The sequence below is a fragment of the Chryseolinea sp. H1M3-3 genome, assembly GCF_029360725.1.
Lineage (GTDB): Bacteria > Bacteroidota > Bacteroidia > Cytophagales > Cyclobacteriaceae > Chryseolinea.
The window spans coordinates 291,809-316,008 of sequence record NZ_JARKMY010000010.1; the positions used below are offsets into that span (position 1 = coordinate 291,809).

General features: G+C 42.8%; 19 protein-coding genes. 6 read left to right on the top strand and 13 right to left on the bottom strand.

The window, feature by feature from the left end:
• Nucleotides 1-55: 55 nt before the first annotated feature.
• From P2W71_RS18110 to P2W71_RS18135, 6 genes are all read right to left on the bottom strand, one after another.
• Nucleotides 56-1,555 (bottom strand): tail fiber domain-containing protein, encoded by a 1,500-nt coding sequence (locus tag P2W71_RS18110; protein WP_276372725.1) that lies wholly within the window; start codon nucleotides 1,553-1,555, stop codon nucleotides 56-58.
• Nucleotides 1,556-1,798: 243 nt separating this feature from the next.
• Nucleotides 1,799-2,875 carry a kelch-like protein gene (locus P2W71_RS18115; protein ID WP_276372726.1) on the bottom strand — a complete coding sequence of 359 codons (1,077 nt, stop codon included), beginning with the start codon at nucleotides 2,873-2,875 and terminating at the stop codon, nucleotides 1,799-1,801.
• A 205-nt stretch (nucleotides 2,876-3,080) separates the two neighbouring features.
• A complete protein-coding gene (locus tag P2W71_RS18120; RefSeq protein WP_276372727.1) occupies nucleotides 3,081-3,716 on the bottom strand; it encodes a response regulator transcription factor in 636 nt (211 codons plus the stop codon).
• Between the two features lie 42 nt (nucleotides 3,717-3,758).
• The gene (locus P2W71_RS18125; RefSeq protein WP_276372728.1) at nucleotides 3,759-5,735 is read right to left on the bottom strand and encodes a tetratricopeptide repeat protein; all 1,977 of its coding nucleotides are present in this window, start codon (nucleotides 5,733-5,735) and stop codon (nucleotides 3,759-3,761) included.
• Nucleotides 5,736-5,985: 250 nt separating this feature from the next.
• The gene (locus P2W71_RS18130) at nucleotides 5,986-6,519 is read right to left on the bottom strand and encodes an OsmC family protein (RefSeq protein WP_276372729.1); all 534 of its coding nucleotides are present in this window, start codon (nucleotides 6,517-6,519) and stop codon (nucleotides 5,986-5,988) included.
• Nucleotides 6,520-6,629: 110 nt separating this feature from the next.
• Nucleotides 6,630-7,070: a helix-turn-helix domain-containing protein gene (locus P2W71_RS18135; protein ID WP_276372730.1), complete on the bottom strand. Its 441-nt coding sequence runs from the start codon at nucleotides 7,068-7,070 to the stop codon at nucleotides 6,630-6,632.
• Nucleotides 7,071-7,214: 144 nt separating this feature from the next.
• Between P2W71_RS18135 and P2W71_RS18140 the strand changes: the two genes are divergently transcribed.
• On the top strand, nucleotides 7,215-8,099 hold the full coding sequence (locus P2W71_RS18140; RefSeq protein ID WP_276372731.1) for an NAD(P)-binding domain-containing protein: 885 nt from the start codon (nucleotides 7,215-7,217) through the stop codon (nucleotides 8,097-8,099).
• 629 nt (nucleotides 8,100-8,728) lie between these two features.
• Here the strand turns inward: P2W71_RS18140 and P2W71_RS18145 are convergent.
• A complete protein-coding gene (locus P2W71_RS18145; protein ID WP_276372732.1) occupies nucleotides 8,729-10,585 on the bottom strand; it encodes a DUF3857 domain-containing protein in 1,857 nt (618 codons plus the stop codon).
• Between the two features lie 975 nt (nucleotides 10,586-11,560).
• Between P2W71_RS18145 and yiaA the strand changes: the two genes are divergently transcribed.
• On the top strand, nucleotides 11,561-11,959 hold the full coding sequence (gene yiaA / locus P2W71_RS18150) for an inner membrane protein YiaA (RefSeq protein WP_276372733.1): 399 nt from the start codon (nucleotides 11,561-11,563) through the stop codon (nucleotides 11,957-11,959).
• A gap of 203 nt (nucleotides 11,960-12,162) precedes the next feature.
• Here yiaA and P2W71_RS18155 read toward each other — a convergent pair whose 3' ends face one another.
• From P2W71_RS18155 to P2W71_RS18165, 3 genes are all read right to left on the bottom strand, one after another.
• Complete coding sequence (locus P2W71_RS18155; RefSeq protein ID WP_276372734.1) at nucleotides 12,163-12,390, bottom strand: hypothetical protein; 228 nt, start codon at nucleotides 12,388-12,390, stop codon at nucleotides 12,163-12,165.
• A gap of 333 nt (nucleotides 12,391-12,723) precedes the next feature.
• A complete protein-coding gene (locus tag P2W71_RS18160) occupies nucleotides 12,724-13,977 on the bottom strand; it encodes a cation:proton antiporter (RefSeq protein WP_276372735.1) in 1,254 nt (417 codons plus the stop codon).
• A 417-nt stretch (nucleotides 13,978-14,394) separates the two neighbouring features.
• Complete coding sequence (locus P2W71_RS18165; RefSeq protein WP_276372736.1) at nucleotides 14,395-14,793, bottom strand: DoxX family protein; 399 nt, start codon at nucleotides 14,791-14,793, stop codon at nucleotides 14,395-14,397.
• Nucleotides 14,794-15,207: 414 nt separating this feature from the next.
• Here P2W71_RS18165 and P2W71_RS18170 point away from each other — a divergent pair, with 414 nt between their 5' ends.
• Entirely contained in the window at nucleotides 15,208-17,622 is a 2,415-nt protein-coding gene (locus P2W71_RS18170) for an ABC transporter permease (protein WP_276372737.1), read from the top strand.
• Between the two features lie 245 nt (nucleotides 17,623-17,867).
• Here P2W71_RS18170 and P2W71_RS18175 read toward each other — a convergent pair whose 3' ends face one another.
• Both P2W71_RS18175 and P2W71_RS18180 read right to left on the bottom strand, forming a co-directional pair.
• Entirely contained in the window at nucleotides 17,868-18,812 is a 945-nt protein-coding gene (locus P2W71_RS18175; RefSeq protein ID WP_276372738.1) for a DUF1080 domain-containing protein, read from the bottom strand.
• A 208-nt stretch (nucleotides 18,813-19,020) separates the two neighbouring features.
• Entirely contained in the window at nucleotides 19,021-20,259 is a 1,239-nt protein-coding gene (locus P2W71_RS18180) for a DUF1015 family protein (RefSeq protein WP_276372739.1), read from the bottom strand.
• A gap of 161 nt (nucleotides 20,260-20,420) precedes the next feature.
• Between P2W71_RS18180 and P2W71_RS18185 the strand changes: the two genes are divergently transcribed.
• Genes P2W71_RS18185 through P2W71_RS18195 form a run of 3 tightly spaced genes read left to right on the top strand, consistent with a single transcriptional unit; the run spans nucleotide 20,421 to nucleotide 22,309 of the window.
• Nucleotides 20,421-21,302, top strand: coding sequence for a sigma factor-like helix-turn-helix DNA-binding protein (locus tag P2W71_RS18185; protein ID WP_276372740.1), 882 nt, complete (start codon nucleotides 20,421-20,423; stop codon nucleotides 21,300-21,302).
• A 45-nt stretch (nucleotides 21,303-21,347) separates the two neighbouring features.
• Nucleotides 21,348-21,932: an NAD(P)H-dependent oxidoreductase gene (locus P2W71_RS18190; RefSeq protein WP_276372741.1), complete on the top strand. Its 585-nt coding sequence runs from the start codon at nucleotides 21,348-21,350 to the stop codon at nucleotides 21,930-21,932.
• Between the two features lie 5 nt (nucleotides 21,933-21,937).
• The gene (locus P2W71_RS18195) at nucleotides 21,938-22,309 is read left to right on the top strand and encodes a nuclear transport factor 2 family protein (protein ID WP_276372742.1); all 372 of its coding nucleotides are present in this window, start codon (nucleotides 21,938-21,940) and stop codon (nucleotides 22,307-22,309) included.
• A gap of 561 nt (nucleotides 22,310-22,870) precedes the next feature.
• Here the strand turns inward: P2W71_RS18195 and P2W71_RS18200 are convergent.
• Complete coding sequence (locus P2W71_RS18200) at nucleotides 22,871-24,073, bottom strand: histidinol-phosphatase (protein WP_276372743.1); 1,203 nt, start codon at nucleotides 24,071-24,073, stop codon at nucleotides 22,871-22,873.
• Nucleotides 24,074-24,200 lie beyond the last annotated feature (127 nt).

Below are 24,200 nucleotides of genomic sequence, written 5' to 3' on the forward strand. Positions count from 1 at the left end.
GTATTCGAAGGGATTGGGTTGAACACCGAATATCCTTGTTCGATATTCAAATCGGTTAATAACCAGTCAAAATCATTCGTTTGGTATCTATGACTTTGTTGTCAACGATCAACGTGTAAAGGTACATCCCTGCGCTCATCTCATTGCCTTGAATTTTTACAGCGATATTACCGCGCTCACGGATCGGGATAACTTTTAATTGTTTGCCTTCCAGCGTATAAACAATAATCCTGGCTTGTAGCGTTGTTTCTGGTAATGATACCTTTATTTCGGTGTCCCTGGAAAAAGGATTCGGATTATTCTGAAAGAGAATGGCTTCCACACGCGGCTCGTTACTGACGATTCTTTCGGCGTTTGCGAGCTGATGCTTTAACACCTCTACTTCTTTTGATAACTCCTGCACAGCCTTGACCAATGGCACGACAAATTCTGCATAACGAATGGCATAGTGATCGCCCTCATTTTGGGGAGCTTCTACGCCATGAAAAACATATCCGGTTTTGTTGACGACTGCTTCTACTTCCTGTGCGATAAAGCCTGTGTGACGAACACCCGATTTTCTTGATGCGGCGTTGACGGTTTGCAGACTATCGGGAATCCGTAAAAACTTATCAATCGCATTATCATCGAGGGCATAGCTAACGGGTCTCAGCTGATTAATGAATGCTAAGCCAGACACATCCTCCTTTACTTCTCTCTTAAAACGACCATCTGAGAAAGTGGACCACGATACCTTTCCGCCGATACTTGTTACAGAAGTATTTCCTATGCGAACTTGATTTGACGCGGTAGGCGTTGCGTTGTAACCCAGCGCCGTTGTATTCGTGAGATCAGTAGCATTCGGACCCGCATACGCACCGAAAGCGCTATTTAATGAACCTGTCTCATTATCGATCAAGGATTGAACACCAAAAGATGAATTGTAATGTCCCGAAACATTTTCGTACATGGACTTATGACCTGTCACGGTATTATAAGTCCCCGCTACATTTTTGTAATTTGCCCATCCGCCAACCGCGGTGTTGTTTGATCCTGTATTGTTGCTTAAAGCAAAATATCCAACGGCTGTATTCTGACTGCCGGATCGATTTTCATTCAACGTAAAACTCCCGAGCGCACTATTTCCGCTACCGATATCATTAAGATACAAACTTGACGAACCTACAGCTGTGTTGGTTGAACCTGTCGTATTATTGTTTAGCGCAAAAAATCCAACGCCGGTGTTATTATCGGAGCTGTTGTCTTGAAGCGCTCGATATCCAATCGCCGTGTTCGCACTCTGTGTTGTCGTGCTATACAAAGCTTTAAATCCCATCGCTGTGTTCGCGATGCCAATGGTGGTGGCTTGCCCACAAAGTTCACCGAAGAAAGAGTTGTAGCTTTCTCCTCCTTCACCAGCTTCGGTCACGGATTTTCCCGCCTGATAACCGAAGTAGCTGCTTCCTTTTCCTAGTGTACCAACACCAACCCCGTAATATGTTGGTGGATTTAGTTGTGCTTGCGCGGCCGAAAACAAGCTGACGATGAACGCAAAGGACAGTAGATGTGATTTCATAATGATTAAGTTAAATGCCAAAGTTTGTTCGGTCTTGATATGATACATCAAATAATTGCGCTTTAAACATGGCGCCTCCAGTGGTGACCGTGTGTTCGCGAGACTTGAGCTCGTCATGTGTGCAGTCCTCTCCGAAGAATTGCTCCGGAGAGACTGCTAGATTAAAGCCCACATTTTAATTATTTCTTGACTGGAGTCAATCAACTTCTCGGTAAGTACCCATTCACGAAAATGTTTCTGAATTCAATTACTTGCTGCACTGACCGGATCTTTAATAACGTTACTTGCAGGGATCATTGAGCTGGTGCTGTATCTCCAGAATTCGTCGATGGCTCCTACGACCATGTATCCTACATTACCGATTGAGAAAAAATTAGCCTCATAGTCATGCTGAGGAATGGATTTTTTCAACCATTTACCTGAAGCAATAGTATATTCCCATAACACATTACACCCGGCATCGTTATCATCGCAATAGTTGTATCCTATATATAATTTATCGTTGATGTAAAATCCTCGTATAGCGTCCTGAACTGTGCCGGGAAAATCTGGCAGACTTGATGCGTATGTCCCTGAGGTTGGATCAAACGACAACCAATCTTTTCGGTAGCGTTTAATGGTTTGTCCATTCATCGTCATTAAACTATATCCCAATCCGAAATACAGTTTATTACCGACAACGAATCCTACACCACCTATCCGCGATCCGCCTGGCATAGTTCCTTTGTTTGTCCATTGATCCAGTCCAAAATCGTACTCCCAAATCTGGTTCAAAGGTATGTTAGTATCCTTTCTGCGACCACCTATCAAATACCCTTTATTTCCGATAACAAATGAAATGTATTCTTGTGGAGGATAAGGTCCAATTGGAAGCGATGCTCTTTGTTGCTCGATTGACGTATTCATATCGTATGCACCAACGTATCCCAGTAATTCGCCACCTACAGCATCATAGTAATTGTAATAAATTTTAGATCCGTAAGAAAAAAGATATCGTTCTGAGAGATTGTGAAAATCAAAATCGCTATCGAAGCTTTCCCATCGCTTCGTACGGCTGTTTAACTTAAAAGGTAAATACTCCATATAACCTGCCAGACAGTAGGTGCTACCATCTACAATAAAAGGAAAGTTTTGGTGGTAGTAGTCAAATTCACCAAGGTCTTGATCAGGCAGACGGGTCCATACATATTCTCCCACCTCACCTATCCCACCACTGCCTCCACCATTCATAATCTCCTTTTTTACAGCCGAAAGGTTAACGGGATCGGTACATGCAAACAATAAATAGCAACTCAGAAAAAAGACGATGCTGTTTTTCATATGTATAATTTTGATTTTTTCCGGTATTCAAGAAATCGATGAACGTGCTGTAAATGTCAAGACATTTGTTATTATTGAAAATCACATGAACATGGGAGGACTTTATCACCGATTGCCTGCCGCTGATTACCGATTACCGATAACTGATTTCCTTTTTACTAATACTACTCCTTGTAATCGGTCATCGGTGCGCGGTGGAAAGCAGTCAAACCAGCTTTTCCTTCAGGGCTTTTGCTACGGCTTCAGTTTGGGAGTGAACGTGAAGCTTCTCATATATTTTCTTAATATGTGTTCTAACGGTATCAATGCTGATGGCAAATTCAGCGGCAATAAGTTTATAGCTGTTCCCGTTCGATAACGAACTTAGCATTTCACGTTCGCGCGGCGTTAATGAATATGGATTTGGATCACGCGCTCCTTGCTGCATAGAACTAATCACCATGCGCGCAATACTTGGAGACATCGGCGCTCCTCCAGACATCATTTCATCGATAGAATCAAACAAACGCGTTGATATGTGTTTTTTTAGCAAATACCCCGAAGCGCCAGCACAAATGGCATCAAAAACATGATGGTCATCGTCAAATACCGTAAGCATCAAAATAGCAACATGGTCATTAAACACACGAATCTTTTTAACCGCCTCGATTCCATTCATGCCAGGCATATCAATGTCCATCAACACAAGATCCGGTTTATCGTTTTTAATTTGTTCCTCGATGGCCAACACATTTTCGTAGGCATCCACGACTTGAACACCTTCTTTCAATCTCAACAGGCTTGTTACGCTTTCCCGTAACAGGGCGTTGTCTTCGTATACCGAAACGCGCACATTAGTCATCTTGCAACTTCTTTATAATTGTTGATTGTCACCATGCCCTGATCATGTGATATCCTTTCCTTCAAGGACTATACGCGTGCCTTCACCAGGACCGCCAAAAAACTTTAGCGTGGCATGCATAGCTTCTGCCCTTTTGCGTATGTTGATTATCCCATTACCCAAGTTAGCGGACTGTGGGTCAAAACCTTTTCCATTGTCTGAAATATCCATGACCCACCCCATGTGATTTTTACTGAACAGAATTTTAAGCGCGGTAGCTTCGCTGTATTTTGCGGCGTTATTAATGATCTCTTTGAAAATAAGAAAAAGATTTTTTCGCGATTCAATATTTAATGTCATCCCGGAAAGGACTTCTGTATTTTCAAATGAATAAACAATATCCATCGGTTCCAGAATTTCGCCGCAAAATTCTTTCATTTTTGCTGCTACCTTTTCCATCGAATCATTGCCTGGTTGTATAGACCAGACGATGTCAGCCATACTTTCCATGATGCGGCCCGAGTGATCATAGATGCGTTGAAAATGCGGGCTAAGGCCACCCTCATGTTCCTCTTTCATAGCAAGCTGGCTTATAATATTGATGCTGGATAATGTTGACCCAATGTCATCGTGCAAATCACGGGCAATTTGATTTCGCATGCGTTCAATTTCTATTTGTCGCTTCGTTTTATTGAGTAGTCTGAATCTATTAAGGAGTAATCCGGCAATAATAATTACTGCTACAAGTGATATAACGGTACCGGTTTGTATGATCTCCTTTCTCGCTATGGAAGCTGCTTTTATTTCCTGATCCTTACGCAACAATTCTATAGCAGCATTCTTTTTATCATTTTGATATTTCGCCTCCATTTCTTCAATGACAGCTCGGTTCTCAGCCAACCTTAGACTATCGCTTATAGCAATGTACTTTTCCCGATAAGCCAAAGCTTTCTTATATTGATGCTGTTCCTTTTCAATATCAGCAAGCACCTCGTATGCATCCCGAAGTAAAATGGAGTGCTTAATTTCAAAAGCTAGCATGCGTGTTGAATCCATGTAGCTGGAAGCGTTTTTCCATTGCTTCAAAGAATAATAGGTATATCCTAATGCCGAATAATTATAAGCACTCAACGATTTGACTCCGATCTCCTTAGCCAGGTCAAGTGATCTCTTGTATTCGGTCATCGCTTTTTGAAAATCTCCTAGATCATAATATAGGTTACCCATATTATTGGATACTTCGCTCATATTAAATTTGTCACCGCTCCTGTTATACAGGGTATGGGCCAGATGATATTCCTTCAATGCCTTTTCCGGTTCCTTTTTTTGTCTGTAGATTCTTCCTGCCAGTCGATGGTTATAAGCGATGCCGCGGAAAAAAGAAACCTTCTGGGCTATGGGATTGCTTTGCCGTATATACTCCAATGCTTTGTCATGATTGCCAAGTAAATAATGAAGATTCGCGATATTGGACAATGCTGTACTAAATCCAACCGGATCATTCAGAAGGCTATCATAAATATCTGCCGCTTTGATATGATGCGACAGTGATTCTTTTAGGTTGTTTGCTTGCGAATAAACGTTGCCTAAATTACTATATGCCCGGGCTTCTTGCGCATAAAGCTTTTTATCCCTCGCTAACAATATTGCTTTTTCAAGATAGAATTGTGCCGAATCTCTTAGCGACAGATTCGTAAAATTCTCAGCGAAACCCTGGTACGCGCCAACCACCTCTTCCGGGTAGTTAGCTGTCATTGCAGTTAACAATCCTCTCCGATAGAAAAACAAAGAAGAATCATAATTACCTTCATGATGGTATAAGTCTCCTATCTCATTCAGTAGCCACGCTATTTTTGTTGCCTCTTTACCTTCACTGATGCTCCATGCCGCGATATAAAAAGCTTTAGATTCTTTTGGCAAAGAGTCACGTACAGATTTTGCATGATCGATCAATTCGTTGAAGCGCAAACTATTGACCGATTGGGCATGGAGCGATGTAAAAAATACAAATCCCGATAGGCAAGCAATAAATAATCTCATGAATTTTGTATCAAGGGTACGGAAAATCAAGAGGGCACTTCCGATGCTTGTGATTCTAACTTACGAAAAAGGATAGTAAAGCCAAATTGGTGGTGATAAGATGGCAATATGGTAGGCGTATGTTGTGGCGGGCAGCTTGTAGGAGGTAATCGGTAAACAGTAATGGGTAATCGGATTGTGAGAGCAAAGGTCGGATGGGTGGGATGGTGAGCCTCGATACTTAACATGAGTTGACCACCTACGCCGAATGCTAGCTGCTTGAAGAGGATTTGAAATCCGGTGTTGAGATTGTCACATTCACCGGCACTCCCACTTTTAATGTTTGGAATACAACGCAATACCTTTCGGTCAATTTCAGCAAGGCGTCCACACGCTCCCCAGTCTCCCTGGTATCTAACTCAAACGTTAAGCGAATATCTTTAAATCCAACGTTAACATCTTTTGAAACGCCTAGGGTACCACGGAAGTCAAGATCACCTTCTGCGCAAACAACGCCCCCTTCAAGTTGAAAACTGATCGCTGTCGCAACTGCGGATAATGTTACGCCCGCACAGGCAACAAGAGCTTCCAGGAGCATATCGCCGGAACAAGCTAGCGCGCCACTACCGCCGGTGGCAGGATGTAATCCTGCTTCGACCATCCTTTTCCCGGTTTCAACATTGCATGATATTTCTTCTCCTATTTTGCCAATGGCTTTAAGGGTGACGAATGCTTTATCAGGAGCTGTCTTGTACTTTTCCTTGAGTGGCGTTTGTATCTTTTTTAAATCGTCGGATGATATCATGGTTCCAAACTATTTAGGTAATCTGTTAATATACTCTCAAACCGTAACTCTATTGATAGAACTTTTGAACTAAGGAAGTCTTCCTCTGGTTCAAGCATCGATTCGTTCCATTAACAGATGGAAATCATCTCGACATCATTCCGTCTAAAATTTCCTTTGGTATCATGTGACGTAGTGACGGGATTTTCATCGGATCCCTCCAGAACCATCGCCATTTGTTGCTTTACAAATTCTTTATGCGTCTCGCCCCATTGGGCCATTTGTGCCAGCACCGGCAAGATACTTTCTCCAAAGGGCGTCAGATAGTATTCGACATACAAAGGATATCCCGATTGATTTGTCCTGGCAACAACCCCAAAGTCTAGCAACTCTTTTAGCTGCATATCAAGTACCCGTGGACTCGTCGAGGTGATCTGTTTGTGGATTTCACTTGGACGCTTCGCTCCACGCGCAATGGCATCAATAATACAGGGTTTCCATTTTGCGCCAAATATTTTCATTGTCACATACAAGCCGCAGTCCAGATCTTCTTTTTTCTTTCTTTTGTACATGCTTTTTATTTAAAGTTAACGAATTCAGCCGGGACTCGTTGACTTCGGTGATACCGAATAATTTCTCGGTACCTGAATAAGTTTTCGGTTATTCTTCATCGCCATATCGATGTACAACTTTGCACCTCACTAAAAGTAAAGCGTATGTCGAAAAATATTTCACAGAAAAAGGTCTCGGTAATAGGGCTGGGCCAAATGGGCAAGAAGATAGCAGAAATGTTATCCCAAAAAGATTATGAGGTAACAGTGTGGAATCGTACCGAAGAAAAAACAAGGCAGGTAAACGCGTCGAAAATTACGAAGCGTGTCGAAGATGCCGTGGCGCTAAGTACAGTCAATATCATTTGCGTACTCGATAACCTAGCGGTGATGGAAATTCTTGAGGGTGTTAGTGACAAAAAAGTATTCGCCGGCAAGACGATCATCAATTTTACTACGGGAACTCCTGCCGAAGTTAAAAAACTGGAGGCATGGTTTAGGGATTTAGGTGCTGTGTACCTGAACGGGGCTATACAAGTAGCGCCAGACCAAATGGGATTGCCAGATACAACCATTCTTATGGGAGGAAACCGTGAAACGTATGGCTCATGTAAAGAGATGCTTGATATTCTTGGTGGCAATATTAAATTCCTGGGCGAACATGCTTCGGCCTCTCCGGCAATGGACATGGCAACGCTTTCCTGGGTATATGGATCTTATGTTGGACTCATGTACGGCGTAGCATTTTGTCAGATGGAAGGCATCAACCTCGAAGATTATAGCACCATCATTGGTGAGATTGCCCCCGGTTTTTTGGAGTTTTACAAATATGAAATCAATACGATACGTGAGGGTAATTTCAATGTTACACAAAGCCCCTTGTCCATCAGCATTGGCGCTTCACAGCGAATAGCAGACACCGTTAAATCGATGGGATTAGATACGGAATTCACAGATGTGATTGCTAGTCTGCTTCGTAAGGCGAAAGAAAAAGGATTTGAGCACGAGGAGGTATCCGCACTTATCAAAGTAATCAGGAACCAGTCATGAGATGATTTGAGATAGATGGAGAGACAAGATCGGATTAAACATTAGGCGCATACCTATAGCGTTGTTTTCAAGGTAATGGATTATGCGCAAGAAAGAATTCTATTTGCTCCTATCGGTTCTGGTCGGGATAAGCGCGTTATTAGTTTTAAACATGAGCTCATTCGGCAACGGTGACATCCTTGGAGAATGCTATTGTTGACCCTTCAAAGAGAATTTTGCTCCAATCTTATATACGCTTTTTTGTTAAGGGTCTTTTAGGGTGGATGTCATTTGTGACGATTCATTTTAGCCGTGAGCACCGCGCTATCCACGATCTCGCGGGATCATCATTCAATTTCATAATAATCAACTAAAAAGATTCAGAACAATAAAAAAATGAAGAGCGTAAGACCAATCACTTTCCGCTGACCTGGGGTAAGATTCATTCGGCAACGACACGTTTAAGAGCAGTTCAAGAAATCCATTTCCGGGGATGAATACAATAAATGTTCAGTCTTGAAAAAACTTGCGTGATGTCGCTCTCCGCAGCATATCTGACTACAACAGTACGGCTATGGCATGGCTACAGAGCAATGGAAACTCTCGTTTCATCTTTCAAATGACCTCGCATAGGAAATCGTTTTGTTCCACTATTTCTTCTTCAACACAATTTGCTCTGCTTGTTTGGCAACGATACGATTATAGAATTCTTTTAGTATAGGATACTCGTCAGGCATAAAAACTCTTTCGTTGATGTGTATGTTGCTTACAACAGTTAACCGATTACCTATTTGACTTGTTGCGTAGGTGAATTTTCCTTTGTTGTCAGGTAGCGTTAACACAAGTGTCTTCGGGATCTCATCTACCAGGTACCCATCAGGAATTGTGATGTTAGTGAGATAGACTTTTTCATTGAGTACCACAAAGTCAATCGAGAATTTTCGCTGATCAACTTTGAATGGGTTTTCCTCTTCTTTCAAAGCGATAAACGGATCAATATAAATGAAGCCACCAGCATCGTTGCCATGTTGCTTAATCAGGATCTCGTGCGTCTCAATAGCAGGTTTTTCAACATCGTCTAAATTTTGAAATTCACTTTTTAGAACACTCCATGGCCGGTTCTTTACAAAGTCTTCCATGTAAGGCGTTTTTCCTTTTCTCGCAAAATCATCGCGCATTTCATAGGCTGCATACCCTTGTCTTGTGTACGTAAGTCTGCCCTGTAGGTCCCCTTGACCATTTAGTGTGACATCCGCGGTCACCACGGTTCTCGATTTTACTTTTGTATTTACATCTATCCAAGTGTAACCCTTGTCAGAAACCACAAGGCCTACGCCATTCAGACATCGTTTCGGTAATACATTCCATGGTAAATGTTTTTCCGTGGCATCCAATAGATAGGCTGTGGTATCCGCGTAGGCAACACAGATTGTATAATTAAACTGCCGTGTCGTTGGATAATCCATACGGACAAAGCCATTCCCCCTGGTACTTAGCAACACCATTTCAACGCGGATGCCCGCCTTGTGGAGCATTGAAGCCATCGCTAAATTGATGTCTGCGGCCGTTCCCGCTTTTCTTATGAAATTATCCTTAAGGTTGTCGGCAGCATAAATATCTTCTGTTCCATCCCAGGTGAAATGATTCTTTATATAATGTTGAATAGCAATGATTTTTTGTTTCGGATCTGTCAATTTCGCGGTGACCTCCTGTGCCTCTTTTTTTAAGAAAGGAAATCCATTGATAGTACCCCAAAAATTTTCATCATGCAACATCCTAGAGTTTATGCCATCCCAGGTGCCCAAAGAATATAAAAAGGATATCGCAGATACGTAGTCGCTTTCGTTTGGCATAAGTGGTTCGGCTTTGAATGCGGGAACATTGTTTAATGTCCATTTTCTCACGCCCTTTTTTTCTAAGAGCTGCGGAGAAAGCAGACCTGTAATAGAATGACGAAGTATAAAAGCTACAGGCACATCAACTGTATACTCACTCCGTATTACGGGGATACTATATTGAAATTGCCACGGCGGCAAACCATCTCCCTTTATAGCATAACTATATTCAATGACCGATCCTTCTTTGACCTGAGGCAGGGTAAATTTGATCTCATCAATATGCTTGTTGAAGCGTTTTTTAAAGATTGAGTTATCGTCGATTTCAGATTTTACAACCCTCCCATTTTCAAGATTATACGTGACACCTTTCAATTTTGAAAATGCTCCGCGTTCCACTAACAACGCCACATTGGCCCATTCATCAAATGCGTCTTTCCTAAAAATCTTAATCTTAACATTCCGTTTGTAAGTAAGGGCACGTGCGCCCACCGAGGCAAGTGTCGAAGAGCCATTATCAAAAATAATTACAGCTCCTGCAGTACTATCCGCCGAATACCGTCGCATCGAGAGTTCTTGCCATAGGACATCGTCGGGCTCTACAGCATCTCCCTGTGCCACAGTAACAAAGTAAGTTGTGAGCAGAAGAGGGATAATAAAAAGATACTTCATGAGCTATAAAAATTACTAAAATTTTAAAGCTTTTATTTAGCCAACGGTTTGCAAATTTGATGAGGAATGAACAGTTGCGCACCATACATTCTTTTTTGACCGTGTTTGTAACCTTTTTTTATTTTCAAATTGGTACATCGGGCTCACGAAGTTTGACACCAACTTCAGAATATGCAATGTGCTGGTTCGTTTATTAAATAACACCCAAAAATTGCCGAAACAAAAGTGCTTTGACTTCAGTCTTCAGGAAACGCCGTTCACTGATTAAAGTTAAATCTTAATAAATTTTATAAACTAACTCAATTTATCAAAACCAGTTGCTTACCACAGTTCGCAAAACCGTATTTACTTGGTCGAAAATAATTTGTTATGCGCAAGAAAGAATTCTATTTGCTCCTATCGGTTCTGGTCTGGATAAGCGCGTTATTAGTTTTAAACATGAGCTCATTCGGCAACGGTGACATCCTTGGAGAATGCTATTGTCGACTCTTCAAAGAGAATTAATTTGCTCCAATCTTATATACGCTTTTTTGTTAAGGTCTTTTAGGATGGATGTCATTTGTGACGATTCATTTTAACCTTGAGCACTGCGCTATCCACGATCTCGCGGAATCAAGCGCGATGATTAGAGCGAAGTAGAAAATGTGCACGATAACAATTCACTAGCAATTAAGCTCGGATTCAGAGTATCAGATTAACCGCAGTTGTGAATTGAATCCACCACTTGTTTATAAATTGGCCAGGCGCAGTCGGACTGTGCAGCGAACATAATCTTCCATGTTGTTCAATGTTTACTAATCTATTCAAGCGGCAAACAATATAATACAATTCAATCCGTTTAATTCCGAAACCCATCTCAATAACGACTTATAATAAGTCATCAGCATTTTCTTTTTTTTAAACAACATTCATTTCGATGTTGACGGTAGTAACATTTTCATGGTTAGGATTTATTCACATAAAACAAAAATGAATATGAATTGCAAACCATCACCAGCCTTCGTGGGCGCATCATGGGTCGCCCTGGGAGCAGGAATGATCGGATATTTCATCGGCCTCTGGCGCTCCGAGATGCAGCTCAATGAGAAAGGGTATTATTTCACTACACTGATGTATGGACTTTTTTCTGTTGTCTCCCTTCAAAAAGCAGTACGAGACCGACTGGAAAATCTTCCGGTAACCGATGTCTATTATGGACTGAGTTGGTTCTCAACAATTCTGTGCATTGTACTCATGACCATCGGACTTTGGAATGCGGAACTGCTACCAAGTGAAAAAGGGTTTTATGCCTTTGCTTTTTTACTCGCCATGTTTGCGGCGGTTGCTGTACAAAAAAATGTAAGGGATACACAGGCCGCTGAAAAAAATGATTAATTGATATCTCCGCAGAGTCCCCGTTTTTTTCCGGGGACTCTGTTTGAGGAAAGGCTGGGCTGGTAGCTCTTGGGTGAATGCTCCAGCCACTTCGTTGTTTTTTTTAAGTTAAAACAATAGGAGTCTTGACAAGGTTTTCGGGTTGTGTACCTTGAGAAAGGTTTGTAGGCTCAACATACCGTTTCGCTGATGGGAAACGAAAACTAAAACCAGATTTTAATGGCACCTACTAAATCAGAGAACATTATTTTCGGCGTTTCTAAAAGATGAGGTACGCTGGCCTGAAAGAGATCTGCAGCGTGAACATCGTCATGCATCAAAGTAATCGCACAAAGAATAGCAGTCACTATTCCAACAAGGGCAAGTATGAAGCGAACGCGCACATGGCTAATGGTAACGTTGGCTGGTGTGATTGTATGGAACGTTTTCATAGGCTTGCAATTATGATGTAAATAACGGCGCCCGAATGGAGAAGGGCTATCACAAAAAGGCTGGCTCCGGCAGCTTGTAGGTGAACGACAGCAATCAGGCGGTGAATAATTCTAAGCCGGCGCAACATCCAACCCCCGTTAAACGGTAGTCGCGACTCACACTTGATAGCATTTAGGTTGAAGGGAAATCGAACTCTGAAGGCCAACCTAACATCATTTCAACGTTAGTTTTTTGTTGTTCGATATTACTTTCATTCCTTGTCAATAATAATCTGGACACAGCGTGTCGAACACCGAGCAAAGAATGATAAGTGCCGGCTAAAACATACAGGCTTACCGTTGATGTTCGTCAGTGGGTTTATTCGGCGTCAGGAATCTATCACCTAAGCGTTTCATTATATAGGACGCGGTTGACCCATGGATGACCAGGGAAAATAAAACTACGGCCGAAACGATCGACCACAACAATTTTTCGTCGACGAAATCTGCATGTTGCAACGCAAAAGCAAGATAGAAGAATGAACCGATTCCCTTGATTCCAAAAAAACTAATAGCGAGTCTTTCTTTTGGATGAAGCTCCGTTGAATAAAGGGACGCCCACGCTGTAAACGGGCGAATAATAAAAATACAGGCAAGAGCAAACAATACCAACCTCCACGAAAAATTTTCGATCACGCCATGTACCAATGCACCACCAAATAAAATAAGGACAATCGCCAGTAAGATGCGCTCAATTTGGTCTGTAAAGGAATGGAGTTTACGATGATACTCGTGATCAAGCTCGTAATTGCGGATGGTAATTGCGGCCACAAACACCGCTATGAAGCCATACCCATGTAGCATCTCCGTAACACCGTACGTGACCAGCGTTGCACAAATCGCCACAAATCCATCGCGTATAAATATTTCTCTTTCTTTCGAAACTTTAAACACAGCATAAGCCAATGCTTTGCCTATAAAATAGCCACCCGCTATACCAATGGCTATTTTCATCAACAGTTCTTTCAATACCCAATCATGCCAGACAAATCCTTCGCGTGCCGACAAGGCCACTGCGATCGCAAGCCAGGTGAATGGAAAAGCCATTCCATCGTTCATACCCGCTTCCGCAGTGAGTGAGAAACGAATGTTATCTTTGTTCTTTTCTAACGGAGGACCTACCTGTACGTCGGACGCCAATACAGGATCTGTCGGCGCAAGCACGGCACCCAACAATAACGCTGCTGCAAGATCTAAACCAAACATCCATTGACCTAATAGGGTTACAACGGCGATACTCAAAATCATTGTAAGGGTAACTAATCTAAAGGGTACTTTCCAGGAACGAAATGAAAACGGCTGATCTATCTTCAGCCCTGTTCCCATGAGGGATATAATGACAACTAATTCCGTAAGTCTCAATGTGGTTTCGGGTGCCTGTATAGGATCAGGAAATGGCAACCGATCCGTTACTGCATAGATTATTGCCCCGCCTGCAACATACGGTAGCGCGTAGGAAATATTCGTCCGTTCTGTAAAGTAAGGCATCCATGCCATGCCCAACGCAGCAATACCAATCAATGTAATCAAGACCAAATATGAATCCATGCAAGTCCGCGGAAAACAAATCCCGGTAGTTTCGTCTATCTGATAACACCTTTGGTATGCAGTGGTTCAAAGAAAAAGGAAATAGCGGGAGCGTTAACTCAACAACTATCTAGCCGACGAATGAGTAAGCACGCCTTTAGATCGAGCGTCATTCATCATCAATATTCCTTGTTCGATATTCTTTTCCTTGCTCAATTTTTCAAATGAACACCGAATATCGAACAAAGCCTGCCCGCCGGTAGGCCGGGAACAAGGAAGGATGAAGGAGCGGTCTTGACGTACCAGAAGTTTTCTTAAGATAAAAATCCCGAAGCAGTATCCGATCATCATTCGATATTCGGTGTTCCTTGTTCGATATTCTTTCCCTTGTTCGATATTCTTTCCCTTGTTTGATATTCTGAATTGTAACGTTAACCTCTACGCCGTAATTGGGATTCCTTCTTCCATACGTTTTTTATGATAGTAAATGTAGGATAGAACACCAGGCGCAATGAACACGAGCATACCCAGTTGCGCTGGATGAAACCCATCTACTACAATACCTGAGACAGTTGCGGCAGCGAGGTCGAAAAACAGTCCGGCATAGGCCCATTCTGTTACCCGTGGATAACCGGGAATGAGAATGCCAATTACTCCCAGTATCTTCACGATACCGATAAACATAATAAAATACTGGGGATAGCCGAGCCTGGTATGGATAAGGTCTATCGAATCCTGTGACATCAGCACGTTCGGTACCGCGGTGGAAAACATGATCAGTGCAAATAGTATAGTGAAGATCCAGTATAAGGTTTTGGTCTTTTTCGTAGCAGCCATTGGGTAGAGTTTTAAATTTAATTTAGTGATTGGTTTTCTAATTGTACAAATGTGCAGTATATAATTCATACAGACAGGTGGTGAACCCGACATTTGATATGCATGATTGCGCCACATCAGCAAGGCGTATCGGCAGCGTGGATTAGAAAACCATATTTACCACGATTCAACTGAACGCCGAAATAGATCCAGGAAGAACGAAAATCGGATTGAGATCCCTGTTCTGGACTCGGGGTTAAATCCCGTTCAATATTCTTTACCGCTTCATTATCCCCCAGGTAGCTAATCACACTCATTCGCCCGCTTGCGAACACGGTTGCACCAAGGTGGACACCCAAAACCGTTAATCGCGGCAAATTCCAGTCTTTCGCCTTGTGGCATTGTTTTCGTCGTGCTCGATGGAAACCTTTACAGATGATAAAAAACTATCTCCGAATTGCATGGAGAACGCTCCTGAAGAACATCGTCTTTTCGTATATCAATATCCTTGGCCTTGCGATTGGGATTGCGGCTTTTTTATTCATCGCCCAATACGTCAGATTTGAGAGAAGTTATGAGGATTGTCATGTCAACGCTGACAACATATTCCGGCTTACGACAGATTTCTACAACGGGTCTGAGTATGTGATGACGGACTGTGAAACGTTTGCACCGCTGGGTCCCCTTGTCAAAGAGAAAATGCCAGAGGTGATTGACTACGTGCGATTTTATGGACACGATGGATTTACCAATGTAAAAACAGGAGAACGCAATTTCCTGGAGTCAGGTGTATACTGGGCCGATCCTTCTGCCTTTAAAATATTTACCTACGAGATTTTGGATGGCGATGCGAAAAAAGCTTTGATCGCTCCATTTGAAGTCGTGCTGACCGAGTCGATGGCGAAAAAATATTTTGGGCGTACCAATGTCACGGACGAGTCGATCGAGATTGACAAGAATATCTATCGCATCAAAGCGGTGATAGCAGATATCCCCCCGAACACACATCTCAAATTTTCTTTCCTGCTTTCAAGGCTTTCGTTGAAGACGCTTAAGCCGTGGTATCCGGATGATCGGTGGAATAACAACAATGAGTTTACTTTCGTACTCACAGTACCGGGCATTGACCTTCCAACGTTGAATACGAAATTGGCTGCAGTGACACAACCAATAAAAAGTGTTGTCCCAGACGCAGTATTTCTGGGCGAACGCATCAAAGATATCCATCCCTACTCTACCAAGTCGTATGAACCGGAGCCAACAGGTAATGGCAAGGTTGTATATTATTTTTCTCTCATTGCTTTGTTTATCATCGTCATTGCGTGGGTAAACTATATCAACCTATCCACTGCACGTGCTGTAGAGCGTGCACGTGAAGTCGGTATCCGTAAAGTGATGGGATCGCTAAAAGTGCAGCTCGTTATACAATTTCTTCTCGAAGCCACAATCCTTAACGTGGTGGCTGGTGTATTGGCGCTGATGTTGTTTCAGCTTGCGTTCCCATTCTTCCGCGATCTTTCCGGACAACCGTTACCATTCAATCTCATGGAGGATCGGTCGTTCTGGATTTTACTGGCAGGCCTCGTCAGTGGCGGTGCGCTGCTATCCGGTCTTTATCCGGCGTTCGTGCTGGCCTCACTCCAGCCCGCCTCCGTACTAAAGGGAAAATTTTCTTCTTCAGGCCATGGCCGGTTTCTGCGCAAAAGTTTAGTGATATTTCAATTTTCTGCAACGGTCGTGCTACTGATTAGCATGGGCACTGTCTATCTCCAGGTAAAGCATCTGCGAAAACATGATCTCGGCATGAACATCGACCAGACACTGGTCCTCACTGGGCGGCAATTGAATATGCCTGACTCGTTGTTCAGGCTTACAAGCCGCACGTTAAAGACCGAGTTGTTAAAAACTGCTGACGTAAAATCGGTATCGCGTTCCGCGAGTCTGCCGGGCGTCGATATGCAAGACCTTAGCACCACTTCGATTACGCGACTCAGTGCGTCAAAAGCAGATGAAGGAGGATATATATATTACTATTTCCCTGTCGATGCAGACTTTATTCCTACGCTTAACATGACATTGCTTGCGGGCCGTAATTTTGAACATGATGTTCCCAATCACGACCAGATAATCATTAATGAAGAAGCCGCGAAGGCGCTCGGGTTTTCTAACGCAGAAGAGGCAGTCGGGTCGCGCGTTACATTCCGGACACGCGGCGATACAGATGGATCAACCATCATAGGTGTGTTGAAAAATTTTCATTTCCGCTCGCCCAAAGAAGGACATTTGCCGATGGTAATCTACTACCAAGAACGCTCTGATTATTTCGCGCTCCAGGTGCAGTCAAACGAAATGTCAAAGACGCTTGCAACAGTGGAGAGCATCTGGAGAAAGGTATATCCCAATACCGTGTTTAATTATTTTTTCCTCAACGAAAAATACAACCAGCAATACCGCGCCGATACGCAATTCGGTAAGGTGATGGCAGCTTTTTCCGGGCTGATCATCTTCATTGCCTGCCTGGGATTATTTGGCCTCTCCTCATACACGATCACGCAACGCACCAAAGAGATAGGTATACGAAAAGTTCTGGGATCTTCCGTTATGGGCATTGTTAGGTTGCTGACATTCGATTTTACAAAAATAGTATTGATTGCTGCACTGTTGGCGCTGCCAGTTGCTTATCTGGTAATGGAAGAATGGCTTTCGAGCTATGCTGTCCGGATCAGCTTGAACGCCTGGATATTTGTTTTGGCGATCATCGTCATACTGCTTATCGCAATCATTACCGTCAGCTTTCAAACTATCAGGACTGCCGTGGCCAATCCCGTAAATTCTTTGAGGCAAGAGTGAGGTTCTGGTCCAAGTAGCTTACATTATCGGGAGATTGCCGGTACCTCCCTATCCAATTTTTTCGACCTCGCACAGTGGGTTATTTTGCGATTTTGCGATCTCATTCCTAAACCAAGGAGTATATCCCACTGCCCAGATACAACGGGTGGGATACCTAGTAAATAAGTGGCAAAGGGAATGTATACAAACACGACCAATCGTAACAGAACGGCATTTGCCGCAAAGTTTCTAGGTGGTTTTAGTACTCACTTCGCAGGCGTAATCACCACGCTTCTAAAATCAATTGGACCATGATCGCCTTGGAAATAGATTGGGCCTGGTTCACCTTCTTTACTGTCAAGCGCACCGCCGGTTATACCAGGAATTTCTTGATTTGAAATAACGGTCTTGCCATTAGCGACTACCGTTACCATTCTTCCAATGAGGGTGATGTCAAATGTCTGCCATTCGCCAGCATCTTTTGCAGCCATTTCACTTGGTGGTAAGAAACCATAAATGGCGCCAAAGAATCCTTTCCATGGATCTTTCCCTTTATCATCTGCAATCTGTACTTCATATCGTCCACGAAGGTAAACACCACTGTTGCTTCCTTTCTCGTAACGAAATTCAACATGCAGTTTAAAATCGTTAAAGGTTTGATCGCTTACTAAATTGGAGCCTGATTTCTTACTCCGCAGAATTCCATTTTCCACTACCCATTGATTTTCTCCAGTTGCATGCCATCCCTTAAGATCAACACCGTTGAAAAGTTTAATGGGTTTGCCCCAGGTGGGTTCGTTTGTTCTTTTCAAACTTGGTGCGCGTTGAGCCGTCCAGTTGTAGGTTTTTCCGTCAACAAAAACCATGGTACCTTTTAACTGATCACCAACTAATTCAAATTCAAAGTCCAGATTGCGTGTGCTTTCTTCCCATTGCGGCGGAATGGAGAAACTATATTTTCCGTTGTTTGAATTGATGACTGATATTGGTCGGGCACTGCCTCCGGCGTAAACAAAGCGTCCTACCAATGTTTTGATTCCGGAGTGTTCTATCTCAAGCCAGGATGGAAGAGATTTTCCATTCGATTCAATAACCATATCCCAGCGGCCTTCAACTGCTTCAGCACTAGATGCTTTTATGGAATGACTCATGACCAACAGCAGCAATGCGCCGGTAAAAAAAAGATATCTGTGCGTGTGTATTTTTTTCATAACTTTTAGAATTTGACGATGATGCAAGGCAATATGAGAAATAAAATTAAATGCAGCGCATTGGAATTTCCTGGTCGGTGAAAAAAATAAATGAATAGAACGAATGGAACAGAATGTCGAACAAAAAAATTATTGCCTCATTATTTCTGTAAACGACATTAGTCTACCGCCACCTCCTATGGTCAGGTCCATGTCCTCTTTTCGATACTCAGAATTTATGTACCACTAGTCCGCTTCTCAACTTGGGTTCAAACCAAGTAGTTTTGGGCGGCATGATTTTACCGCTGTCGGCAATGTCAATAAGTTGCTTCATGGAAACCGGGTAAAGCGCGAACGCAACAGCCATCTCACCGCTGTCGACCCGGCGTTCCAATTCCTTGAGTCCGCGCATACCACCAACGAAATCAATTCTTTTATCAGTGCGCAGGTCGTGGATATTGAGAAGCGGTTTTAAGACTTTCTCCGAAACGATGGTGACATCAAGCACCCCAATAGCATCATGATCATCATACATACCCGGTTTTGCCTGGAGGGCGTACCACTCACCCGCCAGGTACATGCCAAATTCATGGAGGCGTGAGGGCCGATACGCTTCGGTTCCCTTCTTCGTGACAACAAAACCAGCGGTTAATCCGTCGAGGAATGATTTCGGCGTGTGGCCATTAAGATCTTTCACCACGCGATTGTAATCCAGGATCGCCAGTTGGTTATCAGGAAAATGAACGGCAAGGAAATAATTGTATGATTCCTCGCCGGTATGACCGGGATTTTCCTTTCTCAGATCATTGCCCACCAACGCAGCGGCTGCTGTACGGTGATGTCCATCGGCAACGTAGGTCGCTGGAATTTTTTCGAATGCATTGATAATGCTTTCTATTTGCTCAGCTTTATCGACCACCCAGAAACGGTGTTGGATATTATCGTCCGTTGTAAAAGAATAAACCGGTTTGGTTTGCTTGATGGTCTCAACAATATTATCAAGTGATTTATTGGCAGGGTAAGCAAAGAAGACGGGTTCTGCATTCATCATGGAAATACGCACATGATTTTTCCGGTCAGCTTCTTTGTCGGGACGGGTGAGTTCGTGTTTCTTAATACGTCCCGCCATATAATCGTCTACCGACGCACAAGCGACAATTCCATTTTGCGACCGTCCGTCCATGATCAACTCGTATATATAAAGACATTCTTCTTTGTCTTGAACAAATACACCCTCTTTTACCAGCTTTTGAAAATTATTTTTACCGGCTTCATACACATCCATGCTGTAATGGTCAGTTGCCGGAGGAAGCGTTATCTCTGGTTTGACAACATTCAAAAAGGACCATGGATTTCCCTTTGCCTCTTCACGAGCCTCCTCTGAATCCAACACATCGTACGGACGAGAGGCAACGCTTTTTACTTTTGACGCTACCGGCCGAAAGCCTTTGAATGCTTTGATTTTCATAAGTGGGTGATAAGTGAGTTTCTTATTATCGTTTAATTATGTGGCTGCAATAACGAAGTCTTGAAATTATTCTCCAAGAAATTGATAGAAGATATCCGCAATGTATGGCAAGAATAAAGATTATCGTTACGCACTATAAATAAGAAAATTCAAAAAAAGGTGTGCATCTTGTCACATTCTGGGTAGCCTCATTTGTCATTGCTGGAAAAGCACCTATGGACGCAGCGTATCGGAAGTTATTGACATACTCATATAATATTCTTGGCTCTTTTGAAGATGCAAAGGATGTCGTGCAGGATGTGATGGAGAAATACATTCACCTGGATAAAACCAAAATCGAAAACGAAGTACATTACCTCACCCGAATGGTTATCAATCATTCGATTAATTTTAAAAACAAGTTTGGCAAACAAGCCGCGTATGGTGTATGGTTGCCCGAGCCTGTCTCAACAGAAACAGCTGAAACACATTTGATACGCGAGCAGGTTGCACACTATACGCTACTGGTCCTTATGGAGACGCTGAATGCAAAGGAACGGGCGGTGTACATGCTTCGGGAGGCTTTCAATTATTCGCACGAAGAGATCGCAGCTGCTCTTGATATTACGTCCGATAGCGCCCGACAATTATACAGCCGGGCAAAGAAAAGTTTGAGTCAGTACGTGCCCACAGCCCAATACCATCATAGGGATAAACTGCCACAGTATATTGATGCCGTTGTTAATGCTGATATGAAAACCCTGGAGAATCTTCTTGCTGGGGACATCAAAATCATGGCGGACGGTGGAAATAAAATCCGCGTGGTTAAAGATATTGAGATGGGGGCTGCGTCTACTGCACAACTTGTCCAACATGTTTACGCGCTTTTCCTGGAAGACAAACAATACACGTTTACACAAATCAATCACCAGCCTGCTATTTGCTTCTGGCAGAATAAACGTCTTTACAATTGTCAGGTGTTTTCATTTGATGAGGCTGGTAAGATGAAATTCATTTATTCCGTCGTTGATCCCGACAAATTAAAATCAATTAAGTTCATATAGTCTGTCACATTTGAACCATCCTTATCTGTCTTTAATCAAAAAAACATGAAGACATTATTAAGGATCGATTCAAGCATTCGACTTACGGACTCGTTCAGCCGGGAAGTGGGAAATCATTTCGTATCCCGCTGGCAAGAAAAGCATCCAACGGGAAAAATTATCACCAGAGATTTACAAGTAAATCCGATTCCACATTTAACACAACAAACGGTTCAGGCTTTTTTTGGTGGTCAACCCACCGGCGATGAGCTTGAACTCTCCGATGTATTAATTAATGAAATCACAGTCAGTGACGAACTACTCATCACCTGCCCAATGTATAATTTTCAGATCCCCTCTACGCTAAAGGCGTATTTCGATCACGTGGTAAGAGTTAACAAAACCTTTCAGCATAAGCGTGGAGAATACGTGGGGCTTCTCAAAAACAAGAAGTGCTCCATCCTTGCTACGATGGGCGGAAAGAAAGAAGACATAAACCGGGAGACAGGTTTCGAAAGTTATCTTAGAAATATCCTCGGCTTTATTGGCATAACTGACACAGAAATATATTGCATTGATGGCACTGCGAACCCGGAGCACGCAACGGAAAGAATGGTAGAGATTAAAAACAAAATCATAAACTCAATTTAAATACTATGACTACACTGGAAGAAGTAAAGAAAACTGTCGCGGATTTTGTTCGCGCCGGTGATACCAATGATGTTACCTTACTCGAACAGGTTCTGCATACCCATTTTCAAAATGTTCAGGATGGCTTCTTTGAAGAAAATGGTGTTTTCATTTTCTCGAAGGAAGATTATAAAACACTTGTAAAAACAAAACGATTTGGAGGAGCCGCAAGAAAGATTGAGTTTGGACAAATCGATATTTCAGGAAAGATTGCTCACGTGAAAGTTCGACTGGAAAGCAATTTCCTAATTTTCAACTCGATTCTGCTTTTGGGTTATGAAGATAAACGCTGGACTATCATACACAACATTCCGAAAATCGAGAAAAAAGGACAATGATTTATGGGATTAAAGGATGGACATGATTACGAAATCGCATATCATCCCTAACGGGATTAAGGATTTGGATAGAAAACATTTTTCTACCACTATCATCCCCAACGGATTTCGCAGTGCAGGAATGCAAGAGAAGTGACATTGTAATTTCCATACTCATTCGGCGTTCCATTCGTTACAGCATCGAGATCGATAAGATCCACAACCCGGTGCCGTAGGCATCAAATATCGGTAGCCCTAGTGTGTGGATTCTGGATGGGAATGCCGTAGGCATGATATATAACAGCAGCGAAATCGGTTAAACAACAATCATTTCCGTTCTACTGGACTAACAAATACAATTAATCCGAAAATTTGAATCTGAGTTGATCGTTGAACTGTCATATGTCGAATGCAGGCATTGTATACTTATTTTCGAAGTCTATAAAAGACTTGAAAACGTATTGTACCTATTGTTGTTTGTGAATAGTCTATGTTGCAATGGAGCGGCGGCGACACTGGGGTACGTTTATTACAGTCTTACGAATTTAGCTGACCGAATAGTGACTAAAAAGGAATATCTAATTATTCCTTAAACAAAACAGGCTGTGTCCAAGCCATTTCAAATTCCCCTGCTTTATATGGATTGGATTTTATTTTGTCAGAAATGATGCGCGCACGTACAAAGTTATAACGCGAGGTGAGCTTAAAGTTTCCGTTAGTACCATGGATACGCTCCAACACCGTGGATTGCCCGGAGCCTTTGATTACACCTACGAATTCAATAACATAGTTTACACCAGGCTCCGGTTTTACTTCAACGGACAACTCGTTATTCGACAACGTCACGCTGCTTAACGTAACTCCTGACGACGCGTAAAAATCACCTTCTTCCATGGCATTGATCAGTGCATTCGGGTCAAGCGTTGCGGCATAGACCATTACCCAACCACGACCCGCATTGCTGAAGGAAGGGCCAAACTGATGATAGTTGTGACTGTCATCGGTGGCCAGTCCGAGCAACAGTGGCTGACCCTTTTTCAAGTAAGCCACGTTGATCATATCCCACATCTGCTCGCTTCCGGGACGCGTTGAGTCACCTTCATTGTGTACCATGGGGTGACCGTTGTAAACTTCAAAAAATCGCTCGCCGTGCAAGTTCATCATATCCTGGGCAGTGATCGCATAATAAAAATTTGGATGATTGATGTGAGGAAACATGGGGACTCCCGTTTCCTTTCGTTGCTTCAGGACAGCATCAACATTCCGTTGCATCGTTTCTACGACGCTCCCGCCACCCTGCGGCTGAATCTTTGCCTGCAGATTGATTCCTCCAAGGTGAACCGGTTTTCCTTCAAATTTATCCGTTATCTCTTCCGCAGGGATGATAAGAAAATTCTTGTCCTCCATTTTCTTTTTGTATTCAGGGTAGGTCTTCAATTTTACAAGTGTCCTTCCCGAATCAGTTTTATAAGTCACCCAGTCTTTCCCGAATTTTTCTAGGTACTTGTTGAAAGCAGTTTCATACATGCCACTCTTGATAACTTTCACCCACTTCTCTTCGCGGGCCATTGTATTGTGATCAGAAAGCGCAACGAAATCGTAGTCACGTGATTTATACCAATCCAGCACCATTTCCGGGTATTCATCTCCGTCGCTCCAATACGTATGGGTGTGAAGATTTCCTTTGTACCATCTTTTTGTTTTCTGTTCTAGAGGTTCAGTCTGAGGTGCTAGCCAGTCAAACAAAAAACCCAACAGGATGAGGACGCATGTTTTGTAAGCCATGGAGCTAAAATAGGAAACTGTGGAGATCTATGCTGCATAAAGTTATTGTTAAGCCAGCATTAATCGACGGTGAGGTAATATATTCTTATGCGATATGGGATGCAAAAATTTTGACCGGTGGAGATCT